Below are 24,223 nucleotides of genomic sequence, written 5' to 3'. Positions count from 1 at the left end.
GCGCGCTCACGCAGAAGAGCCGCTGTGGTGATGGGGAGCATCATGAGCGACCAAGCGCGCGAGACTGCGCAGACTGAACACCAGACCGGCTTTCTCGGTCTGATCGAACGGGCGGGCAACCGACTTCCGGATCCGGCCTTCATCTTCCTCTATCTGATCATCGCCATGGTGATCATCTCGGTGATCACGGCGGTGATGGGCCTGTCCGCCCTGCACCCGACCCAGACCAATCCGGACGGGAGCGCCGTTCTGGTGGAAGCGCGCAGTGTTCTCAGCGCCGCCAGCCTGCAGCATCTGCTGGTCGAAATGCCCGAAATCTTCACCGGCTTTCACCCGCTGGGCTATGTGCTGGTGGTGATGCTGGGCGCAGGCGTCGCCGAACGGGCGGGCCTCTTTGGCACCGCCATGCGCGCCGCCGTGCGCGACGTGCCGAAAATGCTGCTCACCCCGGCGGTGGCGCTGGTGGCGATGATGGGCAATCTGGCGGCGGACGCGGCCTATGTGGTGCTGATTCCGCTCGCGGGCGTCATCTTCGCCGCGGCGGGCCGGCACCCGGTAGCGGGCATCACGGCGGCCTTTGCGGGCGTGTCAGGCGGCTTTTCCGCGAACCTTCTGCCCGGTCAGCTGGACGCCCTGCTGTTCGGCGTGACCGAAGCGTCCGTGGTGGCGCTGGTGCCGGAGTGGACGATGAACATTGTCGGCAACTGGTATTTCATCGCCGCGATGACCTTCATCTTCATGCCGGTGATCTGGTACGTCACCGACCGCATCGTCGAGCCGCGTCTGGGCAAATGGACAGGCGGCGCCTCCACGAACGCCAAGGACGATGACAGCGATCCTGAAGCCCCGCTCAGCGAAGGCGAGAAGAAGGGCCTCTGGCGTGCGCTCTGGGCCGTGCTGCTGGTCTGTTTCCTCTGGCTGATCATGACGGTGGACCTGCCTGCGCTCGTCACAGGCGGCGCGCTGTCCATGTATGGCGGGGATGTGCCGCTGCTGAATGAATCCGCGCTGGCGGAAGGTCAGGGCATCGCTATTGCGCTGGTGCCGTTCTTCCAGTCGCTGGTGGCGGGCTTCATGATCCTGTTCCTGCTGGCGGGCGTCGCCTATGGCCAGGCGGCGGGTACGGTGAAGACCCATCGCGACATCGTCTCGATGATGGCCGAAGCCATGAAGGATATGGGCTATTACCTCGTGCTCGCCTTCTTCGCCGCGTACTTCGTGGAGATGTTCAACCAGTCCAATCTGGGCATCATCACGGCGGTCAATGGCGCGAACGCCATCGAGCAGTCGGGCCTGCCCCTGCCGATCGTGCTGGGCCTGATCGTCCTGTTCTCGGCGGTGTTGAACCTGTTTGTGGGCTCGGCCAGCGCCAAATGGGCGCTGATGGCGCCGGTTCTGGTGCCGATGCTGATGCTGCTCGGCGTCAGCCCGGAAATGGCGACCGCCGCCTATCGTGTGGGTGACGGTTCGACCAACATCATCACGCCGCTGATGGTCTATTTCCCGCTGGTGCTGGTGTTCTGCCGGCGCTGGGTGGACGGGTTCGGCATCGGCTCGCTGACTGCCAGCATGCTGCCCTACTCGATGTGGCTGCTGATTACGGGCATCATCATGACGATGGCCTGGGTCTTCCTCGGCCTGCCGTTGGGGCCGGGGGCCGAAGTGGGCTACGTCCTGCCGAACGCCAACTAGTCACAAACGCCGGGGGCTCTGCTCCCGGCGTTTTCATTCCTGCCCGGAGGCGATCATGCCTGTCATCCTGCACCATCTCGAACTCTCCCGCTCCGAGCGGATCATCTGGCTGCTCGAAGAGCTGAACGCGCCCTATGAGATCAAGCGCTACAAGCGCGACCCGCAGATCCGCCTCGCCCCGCCCGAGCTGGCGGAGACGCATCCTCTTGGCAAAGCGCCGCTGCTGGAGCTTGAAGACGGACGGGTGCTCGCGGAAACCGGCGCCATCGCGCAATACCTGCTCGACCGGTTTGACCCCGACCATGCGCTTCACCCGGCGCCGGATGCGCCCGAGCGCCTGAAGTTCCTTGAGTGGATGCATGCCTCTGAAGGCGCAGTCTTCCTGCCCTTCCTGATGAGCACCTATTGCGAGGCGACGGGGCTCAAGGACTCCCTGCTCGATCAGTTCATGGAGGGCGAGCGCGCCAAGGCCTTCGCCCATATCGAGGCGCACCTGAAGGACAATGACTATTTCGCAGGTGAACAATTCAGCGCCGCGGACTGCCTGATGGGGTTCCAGCTCGACGCGATCGCCAAACGCGGCGGCGTCAAGGACGGCTCCGCCCTCAAGGCCTGGCTTGACCGGGTGCATGATCGCGACGCCTACAAGGCGATGCGCAAGGTGACGGACGCGGATTAGGCGTTTCGGTCCAGATAAGCGCGAACGGCTTTCGCCAAAGCCGGGACTTCCTCGACCGCCGTGCGCCAGATGGTCTTTGGGTCGATGCCGAAATAGCCGTGAACAATGCGGTTTCTCATCCCGCGCACCTGCGGCCACGGGACGTCGGGAATGGCGGCGAGCGTTTCATCGCTCGTCTTCCCGGCGGCTTCTCCGATGGTTTGCAACATGTGCTGGACGGCGCGTTGCTAAATCGGATCGTCGCGAAATTGCGCTATGGAAACGGTGTCTATCGCGGAGGCCAGAAGCGTGGCTTCAGCCAGCATGTCCGCCAGCCAATCGTGATCGGACCGCCTAGACATCAACCGCGTCAGCAGCGATGCGGGCGCGAACGCTTGGACGCAAGCCGGCCTCGGTCGCCAGATCGACTTTCAAACCCAGAGCCGCTTCCAGCGCCTGTTCCAGACTGATGAGCTCCAGAAAGCTCGGCGTCTGGTCGAAATCCGCAATCAGATCCACATCGCTATCGGGTTTGGCGTCATCGCGAGCGTAGGAGCCGACAAGGCGCAAAGACTTGGCCCCGTGTTCTTTCAAAAGGGGGCGCAACTGGCTCAAACGCTGGATCAGTTCTTCACGACGCATGCCTTAAAGTCTCGCTACCCTGCGCTTTAGGCAAGAGTCAGCGGTTAAACCCCCATCGCCTCATTGATCAGGTCTTCCTCGCTGGCTTCGGCCATGATGGCGTCCATCGCCTCGCCATGGCGGATGGGTTCGCGGCCCACTTCCAGCATGACGGGCACGGCCAGCGGGCTGATCTGATCAATATGCACCGCCTCCACATGGCCCGCCACGCGCACCAGCGCGTCGGACAGGCGGCGCACATCGAGCAGCCCCGCCGCGGCGTCCGCCCAGGCGGCCTGCATCAGGATGTGATCAGGCTCGTGATCGCGCAGCACATTGTAGATGAGGTCGGCGGAGAAGGTGACCTGCCGCCCCGTCTTCTCCTGTCCCGGAAAGCGCCGCTCGATCAGCCCGGCGATCAGCGCGCAATTGCGGAAGGTGCGCTTCATCAGATCGCTCTCGGCCAGCCAGGCGTCGAGATCATCGCCCATCATGTCTTCGGAAAAGAGCATGCTCATATCCACGCCCGAGAGGTCCTTGCGCCCCCAGACCGCCAGCGCATATTCGTTCGCCACAAAGCCCAGAGGCTGTTTGCCGAGCCGCTCGAGGCGCCGCGTCACCAGCATGCCCAGCGTCTGATGGGCGAGGCGGCCTTCAAACGGATAGCAGACCAGCCAGGATTTGCCCGCGCGCGGAAAGGTCTCCACCAGCAGGCTGTCGGGCGCGGGCAGCTTTGATTTGCGCTTCTGGATCTCCAGCCAGTCGCGCACCTGTTCAGGCAGGAGCGACCAGCGGTCAGGATTGTGCACCAGCTCGCGCACCCGCGCGGCGAGATAGGTGGAATAGGGAAACTTGCCGCCTTCAAAGCTGGGGATTTTGGGGTCTTCGGCGCTCGACCGGCTGACCAGGCAATCACCGCCGCTCACCCCTTCAAAGCTCAATATCTGGCCGGCGAACATGAAGGTGTCGCCGGGGCTGAGCTGATCGGTGAACCATTCCTCGATCTGGCCCAGCATCTTGCCGCCCATCAGGGTCGCGCCTTGTGCGCCGCCGCTTGAGACTTCGTCGGGACGCACCAGCCCGCGATTGCCGCGCCCGCGCTGGGGCTTGGAGGCGCCGGTGCGGCGCGCCAGCCGGACATTGAGCATGGGCGCCTCGATGATGGTGCCCACATTCATCCGGTGGCGCTGGGCGACATCGCGGTTGCGCGCCCGCCATAGACCGTCGCGGGTCTGCACCAGACGCTTGAAGCGGTCATAGCTGCCGAGCGCATAGCCGCCATCGGCGACGAAGGCGAGCACCCGGTCAAACGTCTCGCGCGGCAGCTCGGCATAGGGCGTCGCAGCGACGATTTCCTCATACAGCCCGTCCGCCTCGAAGGGGTCGCCGCAGGCGCGGCCCATCACATGCTGGGCGAGCACGTCGAGCGATCCGGCTTTCAACGGATCGCCATCAAGCGCGCCCGCCAAGACGGCTTCAGCGGCGCAAGCGCATTCAAGATGCTCGAACCTATTGGTGGGAACCAGCACGGCGCGGCTAGTCGCATCCAGCCGGTGATTGGCGCGGCCCAGCCGCTGCAACAGGCGCGACGTGCCTTTCGGCGCGCCCATCTGGATCACCAGATCCACATCCCCCCAGTCGATCCCGAGATCGAGGGTGGAGGTGCACACGACGGCCTTCAGAACGCCCGCCCCCATGGCCGCTTCCACCTTGCGGCGCTGCTCGACCGAGAGTGAGCCGTGATGCAGCGCAATGGGCAGATTGTCGTCATTGATCGCCCAGAGCTCCTGAAAGGTCAGTTCGGCCTGGGAGCGTGTGTTCACAAAGATCAGCGCCGTGCCTGCGCCCTTGATCTGTTCATAGACCGCGGTCATCGCGTGACGGCCCGAATGACCCGCCCAGGGAATCCGGTCCTCGGGCGTCAGGATCTCGACTTCAGGGGCGGCCCCTGCATCGCCGCGCACAATCCTCGCGAAGCGGGCGTCTTCTTCGGGCTGCTGAGCGGACAGCCAGCGCGCATGGCCCATCTCGTCCTTCACGGTGGCAGACAGGCCCACCCGGCGCATGCGGGGAGCATAGTGCTGGATCGCGGCGAGGCCAAGCGCCAGCAGATCGCCGCGTTTGGAAGCGGCGATGGCGTGCACTTCGTCGATGATCACGCATTGGAGGTCTTCAAAGAAGGCTCCGGCGTTTTCCTGCGCACAGAACAGCGCGATCTGCTCGGGCGTTGTCAGCAGGATGTCCGGCGGTTTCGCGCGCTGGCGGGTGCGTTTGGAGGCAGGCGTGTCGCCGGTACGAGTCTCGACGCGCAGATCGAGGCCCATTTCCTCGATCGGCGTCATCAGATTGCGCGCCACGTCCTGGCTCAGCGCCTTGAGCGGGCTGATATAGAGCGTGTGCAGGCGGTGGGGGCGGTCCTTGCCCTCGCGTTCGGCGATGTCGGCGAGATCAATCAGGCTCGGCAGGAAGCCGCCCAGCGTCTTGCCGCCGCCGGTGGGCGCAATCAGCAGCGCATCCTCGCCCGCCTGGGCGGCGGCGACCATCTCGCGCTGGTGCGCACGCGGCGTCCAGCCCCGGCTTTCAAACCAGGCTTCAAAGCGGTCGGGCAGGGCGGGCAGGCGGGCGTGTTTCATTGCCGAAAGAGATAGCATGGGCGATGGACGGGCACAGTCTTTCCTCTGTACCGCTCAGGCCCTAGTCTGCGGCGAAACACAATAACCATGAAGGAGACGCCCGATGCGCGCAGCCCTGTTCGCCTTCGCATCCGTTCTGGCCCTGACCGCTTGCAGCCAGCCGGCTGCGCAAACCGACGCGCCCGCCGAGTCTGAAGCGTCCGGCCCTGCGATGACGCAGATCGCGGCCCCGGTCTATCCCGAAACGCGCACGGTCGAGCAGGTGGATGTCTATGCTTCGGCGGCCGAGGGCGAGGTCGCGGTGTCGGATCCCTATCGCTGGCTCGAACAGGATGTGCGCGTGTCCGAGGATGTGGCGAACTGGGTTGAGGCGCAGACTGAGGTCACCAACGCCTATCTCGACCAGCTGCCGGGCCGCGAGCGGATCGCCGCACGTCTGGCCGAGCTGTGGAATTATGAGCGCTACGGCTTGCCGACGACGCGCGAGACCGAAGACGGCCTGCGCTATTTCTTCTCGCGCAATGACGGGCTTCAGGACCAGTCGGTCTTCATGGTTCAGGACGGGCTTGAGGGCGAAGCGCGCCCGCTGATCGATCCCAATGAATGGGCGGCGGACGGCACGACGGCGCTGGCGGGCACGGTGCCCAGCCCGGACGGGACTAAACTGGCCTATCTGATTGCCGATGGCGGCTCGGACTGGCGCTCGATCCGCGTCATGGACGTTGAGACGGGAGAAACCCTGTCTGACGAGATCGAGTGGGTGAAGTTCTCGCCCTTAAGCTGGGCCAAGGACGGCTCGGGCTTTTACTATTCGCGCTATCCTGAGCCCGAAGAGGGCGAGGCGTTCACCGCGCTCAATCTCAACCAGGCGATCTATTTCCATGAACTGGGGACCGACCAGAGCGAGGACGTCCAGATCATGGCCGATCCTGACAATCCTGAAGTGGGTTGGCGCGGATTTGTCAGCGATGATGGCCAATACCTGATCATCAATTCCTCCACCGGCACCGATGGCAATGGCGTGCACATTCTCGATCTGGAGACCGAGGGCGCCGAGCCGGTCGAGATTTTCGAAGGCTTTGGCAACAACCATTCCTATGTGGGCAATGACGGCGAGACCTTCTGGTTCCAGACCGATCTCGACGCCTCCAATGGCCGCATCGTCTCGGTGTCGCTGTCCGCGCCGGAAGACCTCAGCGACGTGGTGGCCGAAGGTGACGGCCCGATCACCGGCGCCAGCCATGTGGGCGGTCATCTGATCATCGAGACCATGCGCGATGTGGCGAGCGCGGTCAGCGTCTATACGCCCGCGGGCGATTTCGTGCGCGAGGTGGCGCTTCCGGGGTTGGGCGTGGCGTCCGGCTTTGGCGGGGACCCGCAGCGGTCCGAAACCTTCTATTCCTATGAGAGCCTGAACCAGCCCGCGACGCTCTATCGCTATGATGTGGAGACCGGGGAGAGCGAGGTCTTCCGCGCGCCGGAGCTGACCTTCAACCCCGATGACTATGTGGTCAGCCAGACCTTCTATGAAAGCACGGGCGGGGCGCGCATTCCGATGTTTGTCGCCCATCACCGGGATGTCGATCCCAATGGCGTGCGCCCGACCCTGATCTATGGTTATGGCGGCTTCGCCATCACCCGCCGCCCGGACTTTGACGTGCGGCGTCTTCAGTGGATGGAGATGGGCGGGGTCTACGCCATCGCCAATCTGCGCGGCGGTTCGGCCTATGGTCGCGACTGGCACGATGCCGGGCGCCTCGCGAACAAGCAGAACGTCTTTGATGACTTCATCAATGCCGGCCACGCCCTGATCGATATGGGCTGGACCAGCCCCGATCACCTCGCCATCCATGGCCGCTCAAACGGCGGTCTTCTGGTGGGCGCGGTCGCCAATCAGGCGCCGGACCTGTTTGCCGCGGCTCTGCCGGCGGTGGGCGTGATGGACATGCTGCGGTTCAACCAGTTCACCGCGGGCCGGTTCTGGGTGGATGACTATGGCAGCCCGCAGGACCCGGAAATGTTTGACGTGCTCTATGGCTATTCGCCCTATCACAACATTCCCGAAACCGGCGAGTATCCGGCGACTCTGATTACGACGGCGGATACCGATGACCGCGTCGTGCCGGGCCATTCATTCAAATACGCCGCAGCCCTTCAGGCGGCTCAAACGGGCGATGCGCCGACCCTGATCCGGATCGAGACCCGCGCCGGGCATGGCGCCGGCACGCCGGTGTCCAAGCTGATCGAGGAAGCGGCGGATCGCTGGGCCTTCATCGCCTATCACACGGGCCTTGAAATCGAGGACTAGGACGAGAGCCTTTTTCTCATTGAAAACCCCGGAGCCTGGCTCCGGGGTTTTTGCTTTCAGTCTGGTCGCGATGTAATGTGAATAATCAATGTTTTGACATGAGGGTCTCATGAGCGACGCCGACAATCTCGCCCGCCTTGAAGCACTGTACGAGGCGTTCCGTGAAGGTCGGCCACGTCCGGAAAAGGTGGCCTGCTGGCTGTCTGCAGCCTGTCTGCTCATGCGTGAAGACGACCCGGACGCGCTTGTGGCGCAAGTTCGCGACCGTCAGGCCGCTCTGAAGTCCGAGCTGGGTTGGCGCTCACCGACCGGCGCGCTGCGCTGGCTCTACGCCGCCATGATGACGCAGAACGACATCCCGGTGGAACGCTTCCTGGCGGCGCGTGCGGCCCTGCAGGACCATGTCGGCTGGTTTGAACGCGCCAGTCTGCACGCCGGCGGCGCACGGGCGGCGTTGATGCTGTGCGTGGGCTCGAGCGAGGACACGCCGATCGAGCGCTTCCTGGCGATGCGTGAAGCGCTTCAGCCGCCCTGGTGGCGCGCCAGCGCGTCAGTGACGGACACCTATGCCGCCATTCACGCCGCTCGCGGCGATGACCCGGCCGAAGTGCTGGCCTTGCGGGAGGCCGCCGAGGCGGTCTTTCGCGCCAATCCGCGATCCCGGGGCCATACCCGGGATGGCGGCAAAATGTGCGCGCTTCTCAAGGCCGACCCGCACGAGGCGATGGCGCGATTTGAAGCGCTGGACGCAGCTCGCCAGACCCACAAGGCCCTGCGCCGCCATGCCTTCCGGCAGCGTTTCGTTCAATGGGCCATCCAGGGGCTGGGCGTGGATGATGCGCTTGCCATCGAGACCCTGCGCCAGGCGCTTCCGAACTCGGTCACCTCCATGGGCGGGGAACGCACGGCGCTGGCTCATCTTGTTCATACGGCGGGGTGGTCCGGGCTTCAGGACGGGGCGCTGAGCGCCATGGACGCCGTCATCGCCGCCCAGACCGCTGTCATGGTCTCAGTCATCACCGCGAGTTCGGTGGCGGTCACCGCCAGTTCCAGCTCCAGCGGCTCGGGTGCTTAAGGTTGAATTAGCCAAGCGTTGCGCAACTCTGTGACGCGTCATTAACCCGCCTGGCCCAAGACTGCTCCATGCGCTGAAACAGCGCGCATTCCCTGATCGGGACAGTTGGGAGCAGGATATGCGTAAGAGTTTACTGGGGTCCGCCATGGCGGCGTCCGCCGTGCTCGCTTTGGGCGGCGCAGCGATCGCGCTCGACCATCACGGCCATTCCTCCTGGGGGTATGAAGGGGATGGCGGCCCTGAGCACTGGGGCATGCTGTCGGCGGAATACGCCACCTGCGACAGCGGGCACGAACAATCGCCCATCGACCTTCATGCCGTCAGCGGTCATGCCGACGCCGTGCCGGCGCTGCACTGGGAAGACGGCGAAGGCTCGGTGACCGACAATGGCCACACCATCAAGGTGGACCTTGAGGACGCTGGCTCCCTGCACCTGGGCGATCGCGAGTATGAACTTGTCCAGTTCCACTTCCATGCGGGCAGCGAGCATACCGTGGACGGCCATCAATATCCGCTGGAAGTGCATTTCGTGCACGCCTCCGAAGACGGTCATCTGGCCGTTGTCGGCGTCTTCTTTGAAGAAGGCGCGGCCAATCCCGCACTCGACGCGCTCTGGGCCGCGATCCCCCATGAAGGCGAGCATCATGAGGTTGACGATGTCGATCCGGCTGCGTTCCTCCCGGCGGATCACAGCGCCTGGCGCTATGCCGGTTCGCTGACCACGCCGCCCTGTTCGGAAGGCGTGGCCTGGACCGTGATGCAGACCCCGATCTCGGCGTCCGCCGAACAGATCGCGGCCTTCACCGCGCACTACGCACACAACTATCGGCCGGTTCAGCCCCTCCATGACCGGCATCTGTCTGCGGGCGATCTGCACTAGCAAAGCCCGTAACGGGCGGCGCCGCTTTCTCTCCCCCCTCAAGCGGCGCCGCCTCCTTTCCTGTCAGGATCTCCGGTTTCCCGGCCCCCGAAGACGCCCTATGTCTTCTCCATGATCCGACCTGAGCAGCTTCTGCGCGAGACCGAACGCGGCCTCTGGTGTGAACCCGGGGGCTTTTTCATTGACCCCATGCGGCCGGCCGAGCGGGCGCTGGTCACCCATGGCCACGCCGACCACGCGCGGGCCGGGCATGATCGCGTTCTGGCGACGCCTGAGACACTCGCCATCATGGCGGCGCGGTATGGCGAGGCGTTCACGCCGGATCCGGTTCCCATTTCCTATGGCGAACGCCTCAGGATCGGCGAGGTGGAGGTGAGCTTTCATCCGGCCGGACATGTCCTGGGCAGCGCCCAGATCCGGCTCGAATGGAAAGGTCTCGTGATCGGAGTGTCGGGCGATTACAAGCGCCGCCGCGATCCCACCTGTGCGCCTTTCGAGGTGTTTCCCGCCCATGTCTATGTGACCGAGGCGACCTTCGCCCTGCCGGTGTTCCGGCATCCGGATGATGCGGGCGAGATCGCCAAACTGCTCAAGAGCGTGCAGGAGAACCCGGATCGCACCCATCTTGTCGGAGCGTATGCTCTGGGCAAGGCGCAGCGCCTGATCTGTCTGTTGCGCGAAGCGGGCCATGACGCGCCCATCCATATCCATGGCGCGATGGAGCAGCTCTGTGCGCTCTATCAGGATCATGGCGTCGATCTCGGTCCGCTCGCAAAAGCCACCCTGAAGGATGGCGAGGGAACGAAGCAGGATTTCGCCGGCAAGATCGTGATCGGGCCGCCATCCTCGTTTCAGACGGCCTGGGCGCGGCGGTTCTCCGATCCGGTCATCAGCTTCGCGTCGGGCTGGATGCAGGTGCGCGCAAGGGCGCGCCAGCGCGGCGTCGAGCTGCCTTTGATCCTGTCGGACCATGCCGACTGGGACGAGCTGACCCGGACGGTTCGCGACGTGAACCCGGAAGAGGTCTGGATCACTCATGGCCGCGATGACGCCCTGGCGCGCTGGGCGGAACTTGAGGGCTATAAGGCCCGCCCGCTCTCGCTGGTGGGATATGAAGACGAGGATGACTGAACGCCTTGCCTCGTTCCGCGGACCGCGCCTAACTGACATGATGACCCAGCCGCTTCGCACGCCCCTCACCGATCCGGTCCTGATGACCGTGAACGGCGCCCGCCTGATCGCGGACCCGTCCGGCGTGGCGGTCTGGGCGGAGGAAGGCGTGCTGCTGGTCAGCGATCTGCATTTTGAGAAGGGCAGCGCCTATGCGGTGCGCGGCCAGTTCCTGCCCCCCTATGACACCCGCGCCACGTTGCGAAAGCTGGCGGAGGCCATTGCGATCTATCAGCCGCGCCGTGTGGTGGCGCTGGGCGACAGCTTCCATGATCTGGGCGCGGATGACCGTATGGCCCCTGAAGATGCGGACGCTCTGTCTGAGATCGTCGCCTCGGTCGAGGACTGGCTTTGGATTGAAGGCAATCACGACCCGAAGCCGCCGGAGCGCTTTGGCGGCCGCGCCGGGTTCGAGCTTGATCTGGGCCCGCTCCATCTGCGTCATGAACCGCAGGCGGGTGATCATCCCGGCGAGGTGGCCGGGCATCTGCATCCGTGCGCGAAGATTTCAGGACAGGGACGCCGTGTGCGTCGGCGCTGTTTCGCCACCGATGGCGCGCGGCTGATCCTGCCCGCCTTCGGGGCGTTCACCGGTGGGCTGAATGTCTGCGACGCCGCCTATGCGCCGCTCTTCCGTGAGCGTCCGCACGCCTACATGCTGGGCCGTGACCGGGTCTATGCGGTCAGCGGGTCCCGCCTTCTGGGCGATTAGAGGCTGAAGGTCGGAGAACTGCGCACGAAGGCGGTCAGCGCCAGGCACAGCACGACAACAGCGGTCAGGATGAAGCGCAGCGGCATGTACCAGCCGGGAAAGGTGGCGCCGCGAATGGCGGTCCGGTCCCAAAGGAACTGGATGACGAAGCCCGCGATCAGCAGGCCCCAGCCGGTCAGCTCCAGATCTAGCGGCAGTCCGGGACGGTTCCAGACCTGGATGACCACCGCGACCCATCCCGCAAGGCTCAGGAGGATGGACAGCACCATGACCCCAGAGCGCGGCTTGTCGCTGCGGATCACCAGCTCGCTGGCCCAGCGTCCGCCCGCCAGGAAGGACAGGATCACCGCAGCGTAGACCGGAAGGGCGGTCGCCGCCTGCAGCGCGGCCTGGCCGCCCGCCATGACGCCGATGGCGCCGGCGAGGAAGGGCAGAAGGCCGCCAAACCCGAGGATCAGGACCAGAGGGGGAGCTTCGCTAAGACGTTGCATGGCGGGCGCCTCGTATCAGACTTGAACCATTAGCGCCGCTGGGTGACCGCGGCCGCCGTCCACCCGGCCAGCATGGCCAGAAGGACCGAGATAAAGGCGTACACGACCGGACGGTTCTGGGCCAGATCATAGATGGCCCGCTCTGCGCCCGCCTTCACCACGGTCAGATCCGTGCGCCGGGTTGCGATGGGTTGTCCATCCCGGAACAGGTACACATCTGCGTTATAGGTGCCGGTCGGCGTGGTGGGCGGCAGGATCACACGGGCCCTGAACAGCCCGCCTTCCAGCAGTTCGACGCCGCCCGGCGCTTCGCCGTACAGGCCGCGCCGGGCCTTGTTGCGCACCAGGGCTGCGCGATAGTCCACGATCTCGCCCCCAAGATCGGTCACCATCACGTTGCGCACGCCGAACAGGGTTTCCCGGCGAATGCTTTCAGGCGCGTAGAGCCGCACATGGTCCATGCCGATTTGATTGCGGCGGAGCGCCGAGAAGCTGGCGAAGTCAGACAGCGGGCGCGTGGAGGCGACCGCGTAATACCCCGCCACATCCTCGAACCGGACCGGGGCGGCGTTGATCCAGATGCCCAGCACCCGGCGTTTCTGCATGACCCGCAGATCGCCAGCCGGGCCGCGCACGGCCACCACGATGTCATCCCCTTCCTGCAGCCCGGTCGCCGCGCCGTAAAGGGTCAGCTCGGCGCCGGCGAAGGTGGAGCGGATCTCCACCACATCCTCGGTCAGGGCGGCGGCGATCTGGGCGGGCGGCTGGACGCCTTCAGGCGGCGCTGCAAAGGCTGTCCCGCCCGCGGCGGCGAGAAGGGTCAGGACCAGAGCGAGGTGTCTGAGCATCACTGACCTCCCTGTGCGTCGATGAGCACAAACAGGTCGGCCGGCGTGCTGGTAAGGTCCCAGGCCAGTTTCAGGCAGACGCTGACCACGATCAGCGCCAGGAGGGCGCGCAGCTCTTCAGCCGGGATCTTGCTGGTGAAGCGCGCGCCGATCTGGGCGCCCACCACGCTGCCGAGGATCAGGATGCCCGCCAGAACCATGTCCACGGTCTGGTTCTGCACCGCCTGCAGAAAGCTCGTCAGCGCGGCCACGAAGAGGATCTGGAACAGGGAGGTGCCGATCACCACATTCGTGGGCATGCGCAGAAGGTAGATCATGGCGGGAACCATGACGAAGCCGCCGCCAACGCCCATCAGCGCGGCAAGTCCGCCTACGAGAAACCCGATGGCGATGGGCGGGATGACGCTCATGTAGAGGCCCGAGACCGCAAAGCGAGTCTTGAAGGGCAGGGCGTCGATCAGTCCGCGCTTGCGGCGCTTGGGGCGCACCGGGCCGCTCGCGCCGCGCCGACGACGGATGGCGTTCACGCTTTCCACCAGCATCAGGCCGCCGATGACGCCCAGAAAGCCCACATAGCAGAGCGAAATCACGAGATCGATCTGCCCCAGGCGCTGCAGCAGGCCGAAGAGCTGGACGCCGGAAATCGAGCCGACCACGCCGCCGATCAGCAGGATCAGCCCCATTTTCACATCCAGCGTCTTGCGCCGGAAATGGGCGAGCGCGCCGGAAACCGAGCTGGCGACAATCTGGTTCGCCTGGCTAGACACGGCCACAGCGGGTGGAATCCCGAGAAAGATCAGGATCGGCGTCATCAGGAAGCCGCCGCCCACGCCGAACAGGCCCGATAGAAATCCCACGCCCAGACCCAGGCCCAGCAAGAGCCAGAGGTTCAGCGAAATCTCGGCTATGGGCAGGTAGATCTGCACCGCCCCGGCCTAACCGGCGGCGGCTTGTTCAAGCCGTGAGAGCAGGGTGCTGTCCACCCGGTCCGACACTGTCAGGCCTTCAGAACGGCGGAAGTCACGAATGGCGCTGCGCGTGCGCGCGCCCATCATCCCGTCCGCAGGGCCGGGCTGGTAGCCCAGCTGGGACAGGAGCGCCTGGGCCCGGGCGATCTGGGCCGGGCTGGCGATGACGTCGGTCTCCCACGGCTGGGGCGCGTAATCGCCCTGCGCTTCGGGATCGGATGGGCGCGGGGTGAAGTTGCGGGCGACCGATTCCGCCGCCGCGCGCTGTTCGGGGGTCAGCATGGAGCGCAGCTCGGCGGCGGAATTGCGCGCCTCGGCGTCTCCTGCATTCGCAGCGATGGTGAACCAGGCATAGGCGTCAGCCGGGCTTTGCGGCACGCCGAAGCCTTCCTTGAAGAGAAGCGCGATATTCACCTGACTGTCCACGAGACCGTGAAGCGCCCCCTGTTCGAACCAGCGGGCCGCGGTTTCCTGAAATTCAGGCGTGGACTCGGCGTTGATGAACATGCCGCCTGCGTCATGCATGGCCTGCACATTGCCGTTCCCGGCGGCGCGGGCCATCCAGTCGCGGGCTGCGGCCGGATTGGCGGGCACGCCCTCGCCATTGGCCAGCATCAGCGCAAAGCGGCGCTGCGCCGCGGGAACGCCTTGCTCGGCGGCGCGGCGCATCAGGGCGGCGGCGTCCGAATAGCGCTGGTCTTCCAGCTGCTGCAGCGCCAGCTGATAGCGCGCCACGGCGTCGCCACTGGCTGCGGCGCTTTCAAGGCTCGGCGCCGCTTCGGTTTGTGATGCACGCTGTTGCGGAGGCGGGGCGGGGGTCGGAGCTGCTTGGGTTGGAGCTGGCGCAGCCTCGGGCTGGCTCTGGACGGTCTCAGCGTCTGCCGCGGCAGTCTCTGTCCCAGACGTCGCAGCAGGCTCGGCCTGTATTGCGGGAGCGCCGGTATCGGTGGAGGGCGCGGACAGGTCCGCCGGTTCGGAGAAAAGGCTCGACAGCGACGCGGACGGGTCCGCGCTCAGGGCCGACTGTTCGGGACCATTGATCGCTTCCATCACCAGCATGCCGGCCGCCGCCGCGATGGCGAGAAAGCCCAGCGCGCTGGCGCCCAGGAGCAAGGTCTTGTTGGAGCCGCGCTGCTCTTTCTGAACGGGCGGGGTCCATCCCGCCTCTCCGCCCCGGTTCGCGCGCACCTGCTTGCGGGCCTTCGCCAGGAAGTCCGCATCGGCGGTCGCGCCCATGGCGGCGGGTTTGCGCGGTTCGGCCTCGGCTTCGGGCGCGCGGTGCTGCGGCGCAGGCTGAGGCTTGGCGGAGGCGACAGGGACCGGATCCGGACGGGTGAAGGAAGAGGCGCGAGCGGGTTCCGCCTTGATGTCGAAATCGTCGTGCGCGGGCAGCGCGAAATCCTCATCGGAATCGTCTGCGTTCACCCAGCGGTCTGGCGCTTCGGGCAAGGGTCTGGAGAAGTCGTTGATGGCGTCGTCCGCTTCCTGAACGATGGCCTTGGACTCGTCCTTGTCCTTGTCCCGGGATTTGCCCTTGCGACCCTCAATGGCTTCAAGCCGGATCGCCAGCGCGTTCATGGCCTTCTGGACAGGCGACAACGCTTCGCTGGTGTCCTGCCGGGCCTGATCCAGACGCTCATGAAGGCCGGTCATGGCCTGTTCGATGCGCTGGGCCGTGCGTTCTTCCGAGGCGCGGATACGGGTTTCCAGATCCTGCTCCGTATTGGAGGAGCGGGACTGTTCCAGTCGTTCGACAACCTGGGCCATGCGTTCGCCCGCTGCTTCGACCGCCTGCGCCGAGCGGTGCTCGGCCTGCTGTACGCGATCTGCCAAGTTTTCCCCAAGCTTGGCCACCTGTTCGCCAATCCGCCGCATCGCAACGGAATTGTCCTGGCGAACCTTTTCGAGACGCGCTTCGATGTCGGCGCGATCTTCTTTGTTCTGTCGTTTGGCTTCGGCTTCATCCAGGCGGCGCTGAAGGCGCTGCTCTGACCGGTCCAGTCTCTGATCCACGGCCCGCGCCAGGCGGGCCACTTCCGCGCCGATGCGCTGAAGGGAATCAGACTGGCGCTGCTCGGCGGCGCGCAGTCGCGTTTCCGCCTCCGCCAGCGCGCGCTCAAGACGCGGACCGTCCGCGTTCCTGGTGACTTCCGCGATCTGGCGCGCACATTCGCTGCGCGTGTCGCGGATCACATCGGCGACTTCGCGCGCCAGCGCATCAATGCGCCGCTGCACATCCTCTTCCTTGAGGGCGTTCGACTGCAGGCTCTCGAGCTGGCGCAACCGCGCATCGAGCTTCTCCTGTGAACCCGCCAGCGCTTCAGCAGCGCGCTGGGTAGCGCTTTCCGCCGAGATGATCCGGCTTTGCAGCGAGCGTGAAGTGTCCTGCAGATCGCTCAGCAGGGACTGGGTGCGTTCATCGCGGGTCTCGACCAGATCGCGCAGGGCGCGGGTCTCGTCGGTCAGGGTCTTCTCGGTGTCCTCCAGGCGCTGGCCCAGCTTTTCGAGGCCGCGCTCGGCGCTGTCGCGGCGACGCTCTTCCTTGTGCGCCAGGTTATCGAGTTCGGTGCGCACATCGCGCTCGGTCTCGTAAAGACGGCTGGCCAGTTTCCCGACAGTGGTCTCGACAGACTTCAATGCGGCGGGGTCTGCGCCTGCGCCCGGTCCGGAGCGCTCGAGACGGCGAACGCGATCGAGAAGTTCATCCTGCTGGGCGCGGGTGCGCTTGAGCGCGTCCTGCGCGCTTTCGCCGTCGTCATCGATATTGTCCTCGATCATGTCGAGGCGGCGCGAGATCGCGGTCACCGACTGATCGATATGGGAGAGGGCCTGGGTAGAGCGCCGCTCGGACGCCTCCAGCCGGTCAGACAGGCGCTGCACCAGCTCGTTCAGCGCGTCATCGCTGTCAGATCCGCCGCCATCGCCGCCGCCGAATCCGGGGAAGCGCGACAGCTGATCATCCCAGTCCTTGGCGGGTTCGGAGACGCCGTCATCCAGAATGACCCGATTGAGCCATTCGCCCAGAGTCATGCCTTCACGCCTCGCCGCAGATTTGGCGAGGGCGCGGGCGCGGGGATCAATCCCCTTCACACTCCAGGGCGCCACAGGCGGCATGCCGACTCATCTCCAATGTCCAGCCTCGACCCTATAGACGCGGTTAATATTGTGTAAACCAGTCAGGCAGGCGCCATATCTGGTATATCCACATGGAATCACCGCTCCGGCGGGCGAACGCACGGACTCAACTCTGAATCAAGAGCAGGTGATGCGGTTAACGCCTCGTAAATCTCTCTTAAACTGGAGAGAATCTGATCACTGAACAGGCATGGAGGGGGCTGACGGCAGCCAGAAGGGGGCCAGCTCGGTCATGCGCGCCTCCAGCACATCGACCTGGGCGAGCGGCGTATCCTCGATCGGGCGCGGCAATTCGCGTCCGAGATCGAACAGGGACCAGGCCGGCGCGGGGGCGCCAGCGGCCAGATAGCGCTGACCCAGATGCCAGTAGGCGTCGGGAGCGAAAGGGTCCAGGACCAGGGCCTGAGCCAGCAATTGCGCGGGATCGAGTTCAGGATGCGCTTGCAGGCCGACGCGCCCCCAGCTGATCAGCGCGTTCGCGGTCAGAAGGCGCGCTGCGGCTCCGGCATGGCCGTCCCGGTCGATGAACAGGGCGAAACGCTCAACCGCCGCAGCTGGATCATTCTCCGCGAGCGCTTCCAGCCCTGCTGACAGGGTGCGGAAGTCTTCATCCTCAGCGCCCTGGAGCGCCAGAGCGCTGGCATAGGCGCAGGTCAGGCGATCGCTGCCGATGGAGGCTTCCGGGCAGGGGCCGAAATGATGGGTTTCCTGAATCTGCACCAGCAGGGCGCCCGCATAATCGCCGTCTTCCTGAAGACTCTGGCTTTCGTCAAAGAAATCCACCGGCGTCGGCGCGGAGCCCCGAGCGCCGGACAGGGCGCTCTGCGCAGCCTCGAGCACCTGGTTCAGGCGATCCGCGCCCGCCGGGATCAGGGTCGCGTTCTCGGGCAATGGCGGCAAGCCAGGCAGGACCTCCGGCGCGTCGACGTCACGGGTCCAGCGCTCCATGCGCCCGGCGGGGCTGTCGGGGCTGTAGACGATGAAGCTGAACGCACAGGGAAAGCGCGAGGACTGAGACAGGCGCGCCATGATTTCGGGGTGGATCGGAGCGACATAGGGCAGCCACGCCAGGGCGCTGGCGGCATGTGCATTGTCTATGCTGTCCGTCTCGCACCTCGATCCTTCGCCGCCATAATCCGCGCTGAAGACAAGCTGGTTGTTGTACTGGGCGACAAAGCCGGTGGGGGTGTCGGTGAGGGCCAGCGCGCCGCTCTGGGAGGAGACGCCGGTGGCGGCTTCGAGCCAGACCCTGTCAAAGGTCCCGGCATTGCCGAAGCTGATGACGTCGCGACGCCCGCCCTCGCTGAGCGCGACATAGATATCAAGATGGCGCCGCGCCTCGGCATATAGGCTGGTCTGCATGATATCGGTCTGATCGGCGGGTTGGGCGTAGAGCGCGCGCTGGCCGATATCGAGCCACATCTGCGCGCCCTGTTCGGTCACCCAGCTGGCCCAGTCCTCTCCGTATCGCACGCTGCGGGACCGGCCTTCGCGGGCGGCGGAGGACCCGACCGAAGAGACATCCACCCGCCACAGGGTCTGGATTTCGTCGGCGGGCGCAGACGCGGCTTCGCCTTGCGCCCAGGCGGGCGAGGTCAGCAAAAGGCAGGCGGCGAACGCGATCAGGCGCATTTGCAAATCCTTGGCCGAATGAACGGCGAGTCTGCTTCAGTTAACCGCCAAATCAATCGACGAATGCGGCGCGGTCAAGGCGTCTATAAGACAAGGTTGAGGGCGTCGCATAGATGTCACCAGATTGACGTTGACGTTCACGTCAAGGCGCATACACTCCCCGCCATGACTCAGACTGCGCCCTCTGATGTTGAGCTTTCGATCCGCGAGATCGCGGAAAAGTTCGACGTGACCCCGCGCACGCTGCGCTTTTACGAGCAGAAAGGCCTGCTCAATCCCAAGCGTCGCGGCGGATCGCGCTGGTACACGGCCGCCGATGTGGCGCGCCTCTCCCTGATCCTGCGCGGTCGGCGGGTGGGCTTCTCGCTCGAGGAAATCGGTGAGATGCTGGACCTTGAAGCGCTTGCGGCCCGCTCGCATGAAACCCTGTCGCGCAATCTCAAACGGTTTCGCGCGCGGATCACGGCGCTCGAACAGCAACGCAATGACATCGAGGACGCGCTCGCCGAACTGAACGCCGGTTGCGCCTGGCTGGAAGAGCGGCTGGCCGACCGGGAGCCGTCCGAAGACATCAAGCGCCGCGCCGCCGCCTTCGAGGCGCTGGCCTCGGCCCGACTGACGCAATGGTCCGGCCATGCGCCGGACGACCCGATATGACGCTTTCGCGAAGAGGCCGTGACAGGACTCGACGCGCACAGGCCGACATGGCCCCATACCTATAACCACCTCGACCCCTACGGAGACGGTCCCAATGCCCGACTACAAGGCCCCAAATCGAGACCAGAAATTTGTGCTGAACGAGCTGCTGAACGTTCAGCAATACAGCGACATTCCCGGCTTCGCGGATGCGTCCGAGGATATCGTCAACGCCATCCTGGAAGAGGGCGGCAAGTTCTGCGAAGGCGTGCTGCATCCGCTCAACAAGGTCGGCGACCATGAGGGCTGCAAGCTCGATGACGGCGTGGTCACCACCCCCACCGGCTTCAAGGACGCTTACGACCAGATGACCGAAGGCGGCTGGACGGCTCTGTCCGCGCCGGCGGAATTCGGCGGTCAGGCGCTGCCGCACTATCTCAATCTCGCCTTCAACGAGATGGTCACCAGCTGCAACATGGCGTTCGGCATGTATCCGGGCCTGACCAACGGCGCGGCGCAAGCCCTTCTGGTGGGCGGTTCCCAGGAACAGAAAGAGCTTTACCTGCCGAAGATGTTCTCCGGCGAATGGTCGGGCACCATGAACCTGACCGAGCCCCATTGCGGCACCGATCTGGGCATGCTGCGCACCAAGGCGGTTCCCCAGGGCGACGGCACCTACAAGATTTCCGGCCAGAAGATCTGGATCTCCGCCGGCGAGCACGAGATGAGCGGCAATATCGTTCACCTGGTGCTGGCGCGCGTTGAAGGCGCGCCGCAGGGCGTGAAAGGCATCTCGCTGTTCGTGGTGCCCAAATACCTGCCGGACGCCGATGGCAATCCGGGCGAGCGCAACTCGCTCAAGTGCGGCGGCCTGGAAGAGAAGATGGGCATTCACGGCAACGCCACCTGCGTCATGAACTATGACGAGGCGACCGGCTGGCTCGTGGGTGAAGAGAACAAGGGCCTCAAGATCATGTTCGTCATGATGAACGAGGCGCGTCTGGGCGTGGGCCTGCAGGGTCTGGGCCTGGCGGAAACCGCCTACCAGTATTCGCTGGCCTTCGCGAAGGACCGCATCCAGGGCCGCTCCCTGACCGGTCCGAAAAACCCGGACGGCCCGGCCGACCCGATCATCGTGCACCCCGATGTGCGCCGCATGCTGATGGACCAGAAAGTGTTCGTGGAGGGCGCGCGCGCCTTCACCTACTGGACCGCGCTGCAGGGCGATCTCGAGCACAAGGCCGAGGACGAGGCCGTGCGCGAGAAGGCTGGCGATTTCATGGCGCTGCTGACCCCGATCGTGAAGGGCTATCTGACCGACAAGGGTTATGAGAGCGTCTCCACCGGCCTGCAGGTGCATGGCGGTTCGGGCTTCACCCGTGAGTGGGGCATCGAGCAGCTCCTGCGCGATGCGCGCATCACCCTGATCTATGAAGGCACCAACGGCGTTCAGGCGCTGGACCTGGTGGGCCGCAAGCTGGCCATGGCCGGCATGCGTCCGATCAACTCCTTCTTCGGCGAGCTCGATGACTTCATCGCCGAGAACCAGGGCGACGCCGATCTCAAGATCTATGTGGACGGTCTCGCGGACGTGAAGGCCAAGCTTCAGAAGGCCACCAACTGGCTGGTCGAGAAGGGCCTTGAGAACTTCGACAACGCCGGCGCCGCCTCGACCGATTACATGCACCTCTTCGGCCTGACCTGCTTTGCCTATATGTGGGCGAAAATGGCCAAGGTGGCGGCCGCCAAGAAGGGCGACAGCGATCCGATCTACGCGACCAAGCTGGTGACGGCGAAATATTTCGTCGAACGCTGGTTGCCGCAGGCGGACGCCCATCTGGCCCGCATCGAATCCGGCGCCGAGACCATGATGACCCTCGAAGCCGAGGCGTTCTGAGACTGATTGCGAAAAGCCCTCCGTCCCTGGGACGGAGGGCTTTTTCGCCAAGACCTATCTGGGAGGAGACCAAATGACGGCGCAAGTTCTCAATGTGCCCAAGCCTGAATGGCTGGATCAGGAAGACGTCAACATTTTCGATGGCGCTGTGCGCAGCTTCATCGAAAAGGAATGCCTGCCCCACGGCGATCGTTGGGAAAAGGAAGGCATGGTGGACCGCGAGGTCTGGAACAAGGCGGGCGAGAACGGCCTGCTGTGTCCCGCAGCCCCCGAGGAATACGGCGGAGCCGGCGGCGACTGGCGCCATGACTACGCCTTCCACATGGCCATTTCCGAAATGGGCGTGGATGGCTGGGGCGCGAGCCTGCACAACTCCATCGTGGCCCCTTACGTTTGGCACTACGGCACTGAAGAGCAGAAAAAGCGCATCCTGCCCAAGCTGATCTCCGGCGAATATGTCGGCGCGATCGCCATGACCGAGCCGGGCGCCGGCTCTGATCTTCAGGGCATCAAGACCACGGCCGTCAAGGACGGCAATGGCTACAAGATCAACGGGTCCAAGACCTTCATCACCAATGGCGGCACCGCGAACTTCATCGTGGTCGTGGCCAAGACCGATCCCAAGGGCGGCGCCAAGGGCACCTCGCTCTTCCTCGTCGAGACCGACGGGCTGGACGGCTTCCGACGCGGCCGCAATCTCGACAAGGTCGGCATGAAGTCCCAGGACACCGCCGAGCTGTTCTTTGAGGACATGAAGGTCCCCGCCGAGGCCCTGCTGGGCGAGGCGGAAGGCCAGGGCTTCTTCCAGCTGATGGAACAGCTGCCGCAGGAGCGTCTTCAGATCGCGGTCCAGGCCGTGGGCATGATGAAGCGCGCCCTCGCCGAGACCATCGCCTATGTCAAGGAACGCCAGGCGTTCGGCAAGCCGGTGATGGGCTTCCAGAACACCCAGTTCAAGCTCGCCGAACTCAAGTCCAAGGCGACCATCGCCGAGGTCTTTGTCCAGCACTGCTCTGATCTTCTGATCAAGGGCCAGCTCGATGCGGCGACGGCGTCGATGGCGAAATACTGGACGACGGACATCCAGTGCGAGCTGATCGACGAATGCGTCCAGCTGCATGGCGGCTATGGCTTCATGAACGAGTATCCCATCGCGCGCATGTGGCGGGACTCGCGGGTGCAGCGCATCTATGGCGGCACCAACGAGATCATGAAGCTCCTGATCGCCCGGACGCTGTAATGCTGACGCGGTTCGTCATAAGTGCTGCGGCGGGCGGTCTGCTCGTCGCCTGTGCGCCTGACGCGCCGCCAGCGAGCGAGGCCGCCCCCGAGGCGGCTTCGCCGCGCGCCTATTTTGAACAGACCTTCTCCGGACGCTGGGGCATGGACGCCTCGTGTGCGGAAGAGGGTCTGTTCCGGCTCGGCCCGGACCGGCTCGAGCTCTACGAACGCAGCTGCGACGTCCTCGCGCTTGAACGCGACGGGGACCGGATCGCAGCGCGCACGCAATGCGCAGAAGAAGGCCAGCGAATGGCCGAGAACACGCACATCCTCAGTCGCGTCTCCGACAGCGAGATCACTGTCTCGGACGGACATTACGAATGGACCCGCCACGCCTGCGGCGCGACGGGAGCCCAAACACAGGGAGCCCAGTAAATGACTGACGCTTATATCTTTGACGCCACGCGGACCCCGCGCGGCAAGGGCAAGAAGAACGGCACGCTTCACGAAGTGACCGCGCTTCAGCTCGCCACCCAGCAACTCGAAGCCATCCGTGAGCGCAACAATCTCGACACGTCCTATGTGGATGACGTGATCCTGGGCTGCGTCTCCCCGGTCGGCGAGCAGGGCGCCAATATCGCCCGCGCCGCCGCGATCAACGCCAACTATGCCGAGACCGCCTCGGGCTTCCAGGTCAACCGGTTCTGCGCCTCCGGCCTTGAAGCGGTGAACCTCGCCGCGGCGAAAGTCATGTCCGGCGAAGCCGACATGGCCATTGGCGGCGGCGTGGAAGCCATGTCCCGCGTGCCGATGGGCTCTGACGGCGGCGCCATGGCGGTCGACCCGGAAATGGCGTTTGACCATTACTTCGTGCCGCAGGGCGTGTCCGCGGACCTGATCGCCACCAAGTACGGCTATTCCCGTGACGATGTGGACGCCTACGCCATTGAGTCCCAGAACCGCGCCGAAGCCGCCTGGAAAGAGCGTCGCTTCGACAAGTCCATCGTGCCGGTGAAAAACCAGCTCGGCCTTGTCCAGCTCGATCATGACGAGCACATGCGTCCGGGCACCGACATGCAGTCGCTGGCGAGCCTCAAGCCGTCCTTCAAGGATCTGTCGGCGTTCGTGGGCCTCGATAAGGTCGCGATGCAGAAATATCCCGACATCGAGAAGATCAACTTCGTCCACCACGCCGGCAACTCCTCGGGCATCGTGGATGGCGCCGCCGCCATCCTGATCGGCACCAAGGAAATGGGCGAGAAGCTCGGCCTCAAGCCGCGCGCCCGCATCCGCGCCATGGCCTCCATCGGCTCCGAGCCGACCATCATGCTGACCGGTCCGGCTCCGTCCGCCCGCAAGGCGCTCAAGAAGGCCGGCATGAGCCCGTCCGACATCGATCTGTTCGAGATGAACGAGGCGTTCGCGTCCGTCGTTCTGCGCTTCATGGAAGATCTCGGCGTCGAGCACTCCAAGACCAACGTCAATGGCGGCGCGATCGCCATGGGTCACCCGCTGGGCGCAACCGGCGCGATGATCCTCGGGACCGTGCTCGACGAGCTTGAGCGCACCGGCAAGGGCACCGGCCTCGCCACGCTCTGCGTCGGCGGCGGCATGGGCACCGCGACCATCATCGAGCGCGTCTGATC

At 64.9% G+C, this 24,223-nt stretch carries 19 protein-coding genes and 1 pseudogene; 12 read left to right on the top strand and 8 right to left on the bottom strand.

The genetic code is table 11. The features are described 5' to 3' along the window. Positions 1-42 precede the first annotated feature (42 nt). Complete coding sequence (locus OA2633_RS06100) at positions 43-1,692, top strand: AbgT family transporter (protein WP_040612504.1); 1,650 nt, start codon at positions 43-45, stop codon at positions 1,690-1,692. Between the two features lie 55 nt (positions 1,693-1,747). Continuing rightward, positions 1,748-2,371 carry a glutathione S-transferase family protein gene (locus tag OA2633_RS06095; protein WP_009801628.1) on the top strand — a complete coding sequence of 208 codons (624 nt, stop codon included), beginning with the start codon at positions 1,748-1,750 and terminating at the stop codon, positions 2,369-2,371. On the opposite strand, the pseudogene OA2633_RS06090 reads toward OA2633_RS06095, so the two are convergent. From OA2633_RS06090 to OA2633_RS06080, 3 genes and pseudogenes are all read right to left on the bottom strand, one after another. Continuing rightward, positions 2,368-2,586, bottom strand: a pseudogene (locus OA2633_RS06090) (DUF86 domain-containing protein); the annotation flags it as partial. The gene OA2633_RS06095 and the pseudogene OA2633_RS06090 overlap by 4 nt on opposite strands. 118 nt (positions 2,587-2,704) lie before the next feature. Then, the gene (locus tag OA2633_RS06085) at positions 2,705-2,992 is read right to left on the bottom strand and encodes a nucleotidyltransferase family protein (RefSeq protein ID WP_009801626.1); all 288 of its coding nucleotides are present in this window, start codon (positions 2,990-2,992) and stop codon (positions 2,705-2,707) included. A 44-nt stretch (positions 2,993-3,036) separates the two neighbouring features. Beyond that, positions 3,037-5,604 (bottom strand): ligase-associated DNA damage response DEXH box helicase, encoded by a 2,568-nt coding sequence (locus tag OA2633_RS06080; RefSeq protein ID WP_009801625.1) that lies wholly within the window; start codon positions 5,602-5,604, stop codon positions 3,037-3,039. 103 nt (positions 5,605-5,707) lie between these two features. On the opposite strand from OA2633_RS06080, the gene OA2633_RS06075 reads away from it, so the two are divergent. The 5 genes from OA2633_RS06075 (at position 5,708) to pdeM (ending at position 11,749) form a co-directional block, all read left to right on the top strand. After that, a complete protein-coding gene (locus OA2633_RS06075) occupies positions 5,708-7,912 on the top strand; it encodes a prolyl oligopeptidase family protein (RefSeq protein WP_009801624.1) in 2,205 nt (734 codons plus the stop codon). 109 nt (positions 7,913-8,021) lie between these two features. Further along, a complete protein-coding gene (locus OA2633_RS06070) occupies positions 8,022-8,987 on the top strand; it encodes a hypothetical protein (RefSeq protein ID WP_009801623.1) in 966 nt (321 codons plus the stop codon). A gap of 118 nt (positions 8,988-9,105) precedes the next feature. Continuing rightward, on the top strand, positions 9,106-9,867 hold the full coding sequence (locus OA2633_RS06065) for a carbonic anhydrase (protein WP_040612503.1): 762 nt from the start codon (positions 9,106-9,108) through the stop codon (positions 9,865-9,867). Positions 9,868-9,978: 111 nt separating this feature from the next. Then, positions 9,979-10,998 (top strand): ligase-associated DNA damage response exonuclease, encoded by a 1,020-nt coding sequence (locus tag OA2633_RS06060; protein WP_009801621.1) that lies wholly within the window; start codon positions 9,979-9,981, stop codon positions 10,996-10,998. Next, positions 10,991-11,749, top strand: a complete 759-nt coding sequence (pdeM, locus tag OA2633_RS06055; protein WP_009801620.1) for a ligase-associated DNA damage response endonuclease PdeM — start codon at positions 10,991-10,993, stop codon at positions 11,747-11,749. Before OA2633_RS06060 ends, pdeM begins: the two co-directional genes overlap by 8 nt. Here the strand turns inward: pdeM and OA2633_RS15260 are convergent. The 5 genes from OA2633_RS15260 to OA2633_RS06030 all read right to left on the bottom strand — a co-directional run bounded on the left by OA2633_RS15260 (position 11,746) and on the right by OA2633_RS06030 (position 18,823). Next, positions 11,746-12,240 carry a DUF3429 domain-containing protein gene (locus tag OA2633_RS15260; RefSeq protein WP_009801619.1) on the bottom strand — a complete coding sequence of 165 codons (495 nt, stop codon included), beginning with the start codon at positions 12,238-12,240 and terminating at the stop codon, positions 11,746-11,748. The two genes, pdeM and OA2633_RS15260, sit on opposite strands and share 4 nt — an antisense overlap. A gap of 29 nt (positions 12,241-12,269) precedes the next feature. Further along, a complete protein-coding gene (locus OA2633_RS06045) occupies positions 12,270-13,088 on the bottom strand; it encodes a TIGR02186 family protein (RefSeq protein ID WP_009801618.1) in 819 nt (272 codons plus the stop codon). Continuing rightward, entirely contained in the window at positions 13,088-14,014 is a 927-nt protein-coding gene (locus OA2633_RS06040; protein ID WP_009801617.1) for a sulfite exporter TauE/SafE family protein, read from the bottom strand. The genes OA2633_RS06045 and OA2633_RS06040 overlap by 1 nt, the downstream gene beginning before the upstream one ends. 9 nt (positions 14,015-14,023) lie before the next feature. Then, positions 14,024-17,170 carry a peptidoglycan-binding protein gene (locus OA2633_RS06035; RefSeq protein WP_009801616.1) on the bottom strand — a complete coding sequence of 1,049 codons (3,147 nt, stop codon included), beginning with the start codon at positions 17,168-17,170 and terminating at the stop codon, positions 14,024-14,026. 198 nt (positions 17,171-17,368) lie between these two features. Further along, entirely contained in the window at positions 17,369-18,823 is a 1,455-nt protein-coding gene (locus OA2633_RS06030; RefSeq protein ID WP_009801615.1) for a type IV pilus biogenesis/stability protein PilW, read from the bottom strand. Between the two features lie 165 nt (positions 18,824-18,988). Here OA2633_RS06030 and OA2633_RS06025 point away from each other — a divergent pair, with 165 nt between their 5' ends. The 5 genes from OA2633_RS06025 to OA2633_RS06005 all read left to right on the top strand — a co-directional run bounded on the left by OA2633_RS06025 (position 18,989) and on the right by OA2633_RS06005 (position 24,221). Then, positions 18,989-19,480: a MerR family DNA-binding transcriptional regulator gene (locus OA2633_RS06025; protein WP_009801614.1), complete on the top strand. Its 492-nt coding sequence runs from the start codon at positions 18,989-18,991 to the stop codon at positions 19,478-19,480. Positions 19,481-19,574: 94 nt separating this feature from the next. Further along, positions 19,575-21,356 carry an acyl-CoA dehydrogenase C-terminal domain-containing protein gene (locus tag OA2633_RS06020; protein WP_009801613.1) on the top strand — a complete coding sequence of 594 codons (1,782 nt, stop codon included), beginning with the start codon at positions 19,575-19,577 and terminating at the stop codon, positions 21,354-21,356. A 73-nt stretch (positions 21,357-21,429) separates the two neighbouring features. Then, positions 21,430-22,596: an acyl-CoA dehydrogenase family protein gene (locus OA2633_RS06015; RefSeq protein WP_009801612.1), complete on the top strand. Its 1,167-nt coding sequence runs from the start codon at positions 21,430-21,432 to the stop codon at positions 22,594-22,596. Next, the gene (locus OA2633_RS06010) at positions 22,596-23,012 is read left to right on the top strand and encodes a hypothetical protein (protein ID WP_009801611.1); all 417 of its coding nucleotides are present in this window, start codon (positions 22,596-22,598) and stop codon (positions 23,010-23,012) included. The genes OA2633_RS06015 and OA2633_RS06010 overlap by 1 nt, the downstream gene beginning before the upstream one ends. Further along, on the top strand, positions 23,013-24,221 hold the full coding sequence (locus tag OA2633_RS06005; protein WP_009801610.1) for an acetyl-CoA C-acetyltransferase: 1,209 nt from the start codon (positions 23,013-23,015) through the stop codon (positions 24,219-24,221). The last annotated feature ends 2 nt before the right edge of the window (positions 24,222-24,223 follow it).

The organism is Oceanicaulis sp. HTCC2633 (assembly GCF_000152745.1).
Classification (GTDB): Bacteria; Pseudomonadota; Alphaproteobacteria; order Caulobacterales; family Maricaulaceae; genus Oceanicaulis.
This window is presented reverse-complemented; position numbering and strand designations above follow the sequence as displayed.

Coding starts and splice junctions, on each gene's coding strand:
- OA2633_RS06025 (WP_009801614.1), top strand. CDS start 18,989: ATGACTCAGACTGCGCCCTCTGATGTTGAGCTTTCGATCCGCGAGATC.
- OA2633_RS06100 (WP_040612504.1), top strand. CDS start 43: ATGAGCGACCAAGCGCGCGAGACTGCGCAGACTGAACACCAGACCGGC.
- OA2633_RS06065 (WP_040612503.1), top strand. CDS start 9,106: ATGCGTAAGAGTTTACTGGGGTCCGCCATGGCGGCGTCCGCCGTGCTC.
- OA2633_RS15260 (WP_009801619.1), bottom strand. CDS start 12,240: ATGCAACGTCTTAGCGAAGCTCCCCCTCTGGTCCTGATCCTCGGGTTT.
- OA2633_RS06005 (WP_009801610.1), top strand. CDS start 23,013: ATGACTGACGCTTATATCTTTGACGCCACGCGGACCCCGCGCGGCAAG.
- OA2633_RS06085 (WP_009801626.1), bottom strand. CDS start 2,992: ATGCGTCGTGAAGAACTGATCCAGCGTTTGAGCCAGTTGCGCCCCCTT.
- OA2633_RS06015 (WP_009801612.1), top strand. CDS start 21,430: ATGACGGCGCAAGTTCTCAATGTGCCCAAGCCTGAATGGCTGGATCAG.
- OA2633_RS06035 (WP_009801616.1), bottom strand. CDS start 17,170: ATGCCGCCTGTGGCGCCCTGGAGTGTGAAGGGGATTGATCCCCGCGCC.
- OA2633_RS06075 (WP_009801624.1), top strand. CDS start 5,708: ATGCGCGCAGCCCTGTTCGCCTTCGCATCCGTTCTGGCCCTGACCGCT.
- pdeM (WP_009801620.1), top strand. CDS start 10,991: ATGACTGAACGCCTTGCCTCGTTCCGCGGACCGCGCCTAACTGACATG.
- OA2633_RS06045 (WP_009801618.1), bottom strand. CDS start 13,088: ATGCTCAGACACCTCGCTCTGGTCCTGACCCTTCTCGCCGCCGCGGGC.
- OA2633_RS06070 (WP_009801623.1), top strand. CDS start 8,022: ATGAGCGACGCCGACAATCTCGCCCGCCTTGAAGCACTGTACGAGGCG.
- OA2633_RS06030 (WP_009801615.1), bottom strand. CDS start 18,823: ATGCGCCTGATCGCGTTCGCCGCCTGCCTTTTGCTGACCTCGCCCGCC.
- OA2633_RS06080 (WP_009801625.1), bottom strand. CDS start 5,604: ATGAAACACGCCCGCCTGCCCGCCCTGCCCGACCGCTTTGAAGCCTGG.
- OA2633_RS06010 (WP_009801611.1), top strand. CDS start 22,596: ATGCTGACGCGGTTCGTCATAAGTGCTGCGGCGGGCGGTCTGCTCGTC.
- OA2633_RS06060 (WP_009801621.1), top strand. CDS start 9,979: ATGATCCGACCTGAGCAGCTTCTGCGCGAGACCGAACGCGGCCTCTGG.
- OA2633_RS06020 (WP_009801613.1), top strand. CDS start 19,575: ATGCCCGACTACAAGGCCCCAAATCGAGACCAGAAATTTGTGCTGAAC.
- OA2633_RS06095 (WP_009801628.1), top strand. CDS start 1,748: ATGCCTGTCATCCTGCACCATCTCGAACTCTCCCGCTCCGAGCGGATC.